The 6,238-nt window shown below is 62.9% G+C and carries 7 protein-coding genes; 6 read left to right on the forward strand and 1 reads right to left on the reverse strand.

Annotated elements, in window-relative coordinates; translation table 11 throughout:
* Positions 1-150: 150 nt before the first annotated feature.
* On the forward strand, positions 151-477 hold the full coding sequence (locus HUJ28_04830; GenBank protein MBD3618776.1) for a hypothetical protein: 327 nt from the start codon (positions 151-153) through the stop codon (positions 475-477).
* A gap of 73 nt (positions 478-550) precedes the next feature.
* On the opposite strand, the gene HUJ28_04835 is transcribed toward HUJ28_04830, so the two are convergent.
* Positions 551-889 carry a hypothetical protein gene (locus HUJ28_04835; GenBank protein ID MBD3618777.1) on the reverse strand — a complete coding sequence of 113 codons (339 nt, stop codon included), beginning with the start codon at positions 887-889 and terminating at the stop codon, positions 551-553.
* 423 nt (positions 890-1,312) lie between these two features.
* Between HUJ28_04835 and HUJ28_04840 the strand changes: the two genes are divergently transcribed.
* From HUJ28_04840 to HUJ28_04860, 5 genes are all read left to right on the forward strand, one after another.
* Positions 1,313-3,469 carry an adenosylcobalamin-dependent ribonucleoside-diphosphate reductase gene (locus tag HUJ28_04840; protein ID MBD3618778.1) on the forward strand — a complete coding sequence of 719 codons (2,157 nt, stop codon included), beginning with the start codon at positions 1,313-1,315 and terminating at the stop codon, positions 3,467-3,469.
* A gap of 180 nt (positions 3,470-3,649) precedes the next feature.
* The gene (locus HUJ28_04845; GenBank protein MBD3618779.1) at positions 3,650-4,354 is read left to right on the forward strand and encodes an NrdJb; all 705 of its coding nucleotides are present in this window, start codon (positions 3,650-3,652) and stop codon (positions 4,352-4,354) included.
* Between the two features lie 298 nt (positions 4,355-4,652).
* On the forward strand, positions 4,653-5,258 hold the full coding sequence (locus HUJ28_04850) for an NERD domain-containing protein (protein MBD3618780.1): 606 nt from the start codon (positions 4,653-4,655) through the stop codon (positions 5,256-5,258).
* Between the two features lie 36 nt (positions 5,259-5,294).
* Entirely contained in the window at positions 5,295-5,588 is a 294-nt protein-coding gene (locus HUJ28_04855) for a hypothetical protein (GenBank protein MBD3618781.1), read from the forward strand.
* Between the two features lie 223 nt (positions 5,589-5,811).
* Positions 5,812-6,238, forward strand: a 427-nt coding sequence (locus HUJ28_04860; protein ID MBD3618782.1) for a response regulator, incomplete at its 3' end; no start/stop codon positions are given.

Consider the following 6,238-nt stretch of genomic DNA (forward strand, 5'->3'; position numbering starts at 1 on the left):
CTTTGTGAGGATATTCACATTTACGTCATTCCGCAGGCCGTTGCGGTGAGTGCAGAGGAACCAGTGGGGTGGGAGGGCGTCTATTCCTCCGACCCCAACGGGGTATCCAGAAGGTAATTACTACGATTATTAAACCTGTGGAGATGACACATGAAACTTGCTTCTGCTGCTTTGCTTGCTTCCCTGCTGGCCTCGACCGCTGCCATGGCCGACCACAACAGCATCTGGGGTGAAGGTACTGCCAACATGCCCAACGACATCCACAACACCCGTATCGATACCATGGATGACGATGGCGACACCTTTGCCGAGTTCGTCCGCTATGGCGATGGCGCCGACTCGGTGAACCGTTTCCTGGATGACGACAGTGATTCGCTGGTTACCGCCATGGGCGGCAGCTCGGTGGACACCGTGCGCGGCGGCAGTGCCACCGAAACGGGCGCTGGTGACGTGACCCGCGGTGGTTCGCGCCGTTAAGCCAGCGCGCAATCGCCTCATAAGATGCCCCGCCTCGGCGGGGCATTTTTTTGTCCGGTCGTGCCCCGTGGCCTCAGGGCTGGCGCAACGCCAGCATGAAGGGGCTCCAGACCACGAGCAGGACGGCGGCCCCGACCAGGTTGGTGTACAGCACGGTGTGCAGCCGCGCGCGCAGGGCCGGTTCCTCGGCGGCGCTCAGGAAGACCCGCGCCATCAGGGCGTCGAGCAGCAGCAGCACGAACACGATGGGCGCCACCACCGGGACCACGACGGTGGTGACGAAGGCCCAGCCCTCCAGGCTCACGGGGGCGTCGGCGGCGCGGCGCAGCAGCAGGGTCACCAGTCCGGTGAGCAGCAGCAACAGGCGCAGGGGGCCGAGCTGGCGCAGGTGGCGCAGGGGCGAATACGACATCGGTGCTTCCTCCATCGACTGGTGTCTTTTTGACCGCCATCTCGTTCATCAGGGCCGGATGGCCTGCCTGCCGGCCGTCGTGCCCGGGGAGTTTTCCACCGCCCCCGGTGGGGAATCTGTGGAAAACCTGTTGAATCCCTGAACACAAGATATTGTGGTTGGCTGATTCGTGTTAGTAGCCGCTAATATGCCGGCACTCTGGTGGTGCGCGTTTATAACTCGTTGTTTTTTATGTCCTTGTTAAAAAACTTCTTGCGCTGTCGATTCTAGCGGCTAAAAAAGCTTGAATACAAGATATTGTTGTTTTAGTTTTATGGCTTCCGCATTCGCGGTCCCCGGGATGCCCCCGACGCCACTGCCGTCTCACCGGCTGCGCATCTCGCACCACTACTAAAAAAGAACACCATAGGAACGCTGAGGACTATGAAGGCGCACTCGCTCAAGAACACCCGTACCGTTTCCGTCACCGACATCCCGATGCAGCCCGCCTCGGCGGACATCTGGGACAAGAAGTACCGGCTCAAGCGCAAGGACGGCGTGGCGATCGACCAGACCATCGACGACACCTACCAGCGCGTGGCGCGCGCCCTGGCCGAGGTCGAGGAGACCGAGGCCAAGCGCAAGGAATGGTTCGAGAAGTTCACCTGGGCGCTGCGCCATGGAGCCATTCCGGCCGGCCGCATCACCTCGAATGCCGGCGCCTGGGAACACAAGCCCGCCACGTCCACCATCAACTGCACCGTGTCCGGCACCATTGCCGACTCGATGGACGACATCCTGAACAAGGTGCACGAGGCGGGCCTCACGCTGAAGGCCGGCTGCGGCATCGGCTACGAGTTCTCCACCCTGCGTCCCAGGGGCGCCTACGTGTCCGGCGCCGGCGCCTACACCTCGGGCCCGCTGTCGTTCATGGATATCTACGACAAGATGTGCTTCACCGTCTCCAGCGCCGGCGGCCGCCGTGGTGCGCAGATGGCGACCTTCGACGTCGGCCACCCCGACGTGGAGGATTTCATCCGCGCCAAGCGCGAGGACGGGCGCCTGCGCCAGTTCAACCTGTCGCTGCTCATCACCGCCGATTTCATGGAAGCGGTGGAGGTGAACGCCGACTGGCCGCTGGCCTTCCCCGTCACCGAGAAGGAAGTGGAGATCGACGGGCTTGACCTCAATGACCCCCGCCAGGTGATCTGGCGCGAGTGGCCGGAACAGGGCCGCTACCTCACCAACGAGGAAGGGCTGGTGGCCTGCAAGGTCTACAAGACCATCAAGGCCCAGCGGCTGTGGGACATGATCATGGCCTCCACCTACGACTTCGCCGAGCCCGGGTTCATCCTCATCGACACCGTCAACGAGATGAACAACAACTGGTTCTGCGAGAACATCCGCGCCACCAATCCCTGTGGCGAGCAGCCGCTGCCGCCCTACGGCTCCTGCCTGCTGGGCTCGGTGAATCTCACCAAGTTCGTGCGCGACCCCTTCACCGAGAACGCGAGCTTCGACTGGGACGAGTTCCGTCAGGTGGTGTCGATCTTCACCCGCATGCTGGACAACGTGGTGGAGATCAACGGTCTCCCGCTCGGCCAGCAGCGTCACGAGATCGAACACAAGCGCCGCCACGGCATGGGCTTCCTGGGGCTGGGCTCCACGCTCACCATGCTGCGTATGAAGTACGGCGAGAAGCTGTCGCTGGAATTCACCGAGCGTGTCTCGCGCGAACTGGCCATCGCCGGCTGGGAGACCGCCCTGGAGCTGGCGAAGGAAAAAGGCCCGGCGCCGATCATGGACCAGGACTTCGTGGTGACCGCCGAGATGCTGCGCAAGCGCCCGGAGATGAAGCGCGACGGTATCAAGGTGGGCGATACCATCAAGGGCAAGGTGCTGCACGCCCGTTACAGCCGCTACATGCAGCGGGTGGCCGAGGTGGCGCCGGAACTGGTCAAGGAGCTGGCCGAGGTCGGGGCGCGCTTCACGCACCATTCCTCCATCGCGCCCACCGGCACCATCTCGCTGTCGCTGGCCAACAACGCGAGCAACGGGATCGAACCGTCCTTCGCGCATTGCTATTCGCGCAACGTGATCCGCGAGGGCCGCAAGACCAAGGAAAAGGTCGACGTGTTCTCCTTCGAGCTGCTCGCCTACCGCGAGCTGGTGAACCCGGCGGCGCACCCCTATGGCGATGGCGAGGCATCGAGGCTGCCGGACTACTTCATCACCGCTGAGGACATCACGCCGAAGTCGCATGTCGACATCCAGGCGGCGGCGCAGAAGTGGGTGGACTCCTCGATCTCGAAGACGGCGAACGTGCCGACCGATTATGCCTACGGGGATTTCAAGGACATCTACCACTACGCCTATCACAACGGACTGAAGGGTTGCACCACCTTCCGCTTCAACCCGGAGGCCTTCCAGGGCGTGCTGGTGAAGGAGAAGGACCTCGAGAACACCATCTACCGATTCAAGCTCGAGGATGGCAGCGTGCTCGAGGTGAAGGGCAACGAGGAGATCGAGTACGACGGCGAGATGCATACTGCCGCCAATCTCTTCGACGCACTGAAGGAAGGCTACTACGGAAAGTTCTAGGCGGGCGATCCGGGTCAACGTGAAGCCTCGCCCGCCGTCAGGGGCAGGTGCCGTCAGTAAACTGTGCTGACTGACAGGCCCGGCCTGGCGGTTCAGCGACTGGATTTGCCGCCAGCAGCGGGTCGGTACGAAAAACTGAATTTATTGCGGCGCGCCGCGGGGCGCGCCAGGAGCAGGAAGATGACCATCAAGATCGAAAAGAAGATCGTCGGCTACAGCGTGAAGAAGGACGAGCCGGCGGACGTGGACGGCGTGGCCGAGGCGAAGGCCGCGCCGGAAAGCAATGTCGTGCAGATGCACGAGAAGGTCGAGCGCCCGGAGATGCTCATCGGCTCGACCTACAAGATCAAGACGCCGCTCTCCGAGCATGCGCTGTACGTGACCATCAACGACATCGTGCTCAACGAGGGCACCGAGCACGAGCTGCGCCGGCCCTACGAGATCTTCATCAACTCCAAGAGTATGGATCACTTCCAGTGGATCGTGGCGCTCACCCGCGTCATGTCTGCCGTGTTCCGCAAGGGGGGCGACGTGACCTTCCTGGTGGAAGAGCTCAAGTCGGTGTTCGATCCACAGGGTGGCTATTTCAAGAAGGGCGGCAAGTACATGCCCTCGATCATCGCCGAGATCGGTGATGCCATCGAGCGTCATCTGACCTTCATCGGCCTGCTCAAGAGCGAGGAGCTCGACGAGCACCAGAAGAAACTCATCGCGCAGAAGCGTGCGGAATACGAGAGCAAGCAGAAGCAGTCCGCTGCCGGCGAAGAGGAGGCCACCGGCTTCCCGGCTGGTGCCGAGCTCTGCGCCAAGTGCCAGACCAAGGCCGTGGTCATGATGGATGGCTGCATGACCTGTCTCAATTGCGGCGACAGCAAGTGCGGCTGACCGGTTAACAACAACAACCAGCGAACCAGCGGTTCGGCGTCCGCCACGGCGGGCTTGAAAGGCGGCTCAGGCCGCCTTTTTTATGCCCGTCATCCCCGTGAGGGCGTGTCACATTGTAGGAAATTTCTGAAATACCCCCTTTCTGAACTGTGATTGACGCCAGACTACTGGTTTTTGCCGTCGGGTATGTTATTCATCACCGTTTCGGTGGCGACACCGGATGGCATGGGTTCACAGAGACCCTTCATGGAAGAGGCCGGCGGCACCAGCTGGGCGCGAGCCGGAAGGAGAGGTGGTAATGCTGGATGAAGTGATCGGCTGGGCGTCGATGCTGGCGCCCGAGAAGTGGATGGTGCTGGGCGCGGGTGCTTTCATTGCCCTGGTGGCCAGCCTGTTCATCGCCAGCCCCGCTGTGCTGCGCAGGCTGGGGAGCTGGCAGCTGTATGGCCGCGTGCGGCGCATGGGGGACGAGGTGCTCGAATGCGCCCGTATTCCGGACGGCCTGGGCGGTATCCTGGATATCGATTTCCTGGTGCGGGGGCAGCGCGGCATCACCGTGGTCATGGTCAAGCGTTATCCGGGGGTGATCTTTGCGGCCGAGAACATGGAACTGTGGGTGCAGATGACGCGATCAGGCAGTCACAAGTTCCCGAATCCCCTGCCGGCCCTGCGGGTGCGGGAGGCGGCGGTGCGGGCCCTGATCCCGGATGTGCCGGTGCACGGGGTGCTGTTGTTCGCGCGGGGCAGCCAGTTTCCCAAGGGCAAGCCGCCACAGGTCATGACCCTGGATGAGCTGAACGAGCGGCACCATGGGCATGACGGGCAGGGCCTGTGGCCCGAGTTGGAACATGGCTGGGAACGCCTGCGTCTGCAGGCAAACGAAATGGCGGCACCGGACACCTGACCGGGCCCTTTATGCTGTCACAACCGGAGACTGGATATGGAACATGCACACGTCAAATCGACCATCGCCATCGACCCCGTACGGGCCGCCCTGACCAAGGCGGAGCTGCTGGCCGTGAAGGGGCAGCGCGCGGATGCCATCCAGTGTCTGCGCGAGGCGCTGGCCGACTACCCGGGCAATGACGAACTGGAAGAAAAGCTCAGGAAGATCCAGGCCATGCCCGAGCCTGCCGCTGCGGGTGCGCAGGGGAGTTCCGGTTCCGGCCGTGTGCTGCTGGTGGTGGGTCTGATCGTGGTCGCCATGGTGGTGCTGTACAGCGTCGTCCTGTGACAGGTCGGCCGCCCTGCCGGCGGCATGCCAGGGGCCCTGTCCGGCCTGCCTGCAGACTGTGGTGAAGGTCACGTGGGGATGGTGGTGAGCGGCGTCCCCGCGCTGTATAGTAGGTCGCAGGGCGTTCGCTTGGCGGCGGTGGCGCTCCGGGGTTCCCGGAACCCGACAACAAGCAAATAACGACAGGCCGCGCCCCCATCAAAGGCCGCGGAGGGAATCAACCGTGTCGACGGGCTCCAACGACAAACCGCTTATCCTGCTCGTGGACGACTCGCGCGTCATGCGTATCGCTCTGAAGAAGATTCTTCAGCCCGAATTCGACGTCATCGAGGCCTCCAACGGCGAAGCGGGCTGGGAAGCCCTCCAGGAACACCCTGCCGTACGTTGCGTCTTCACCGATCTGGCCATGCCCGAACTCGATGGTTTCGGTCTGCTCGGCCGCATTCGCGCCGCGGGCGAGGCACGCATCAGCGGCGTGCCCGTGATCATCATCACCGGCAATGAAGACGACCCGTCGATGCGCAGCCGGGCCGTCGAACAGGGTGCCAATGACGTGGTGATGAAGCCCTTCCAGACGGCCGATATCCTCGCCACCACGAAGAAACACCTCACAGCCCCCCGCCCGGCCGCCCCCGCACCCAAACCCGCCG

It is taken from the genome of Chromatiales bacterium, from assembly GCA_014762505.1.
Classification (GTDB): Bacteria; Pseudomonadota; Gammaproteobacteria; order SpSt-1174; family SpSt-1174; genus SpSt-1174.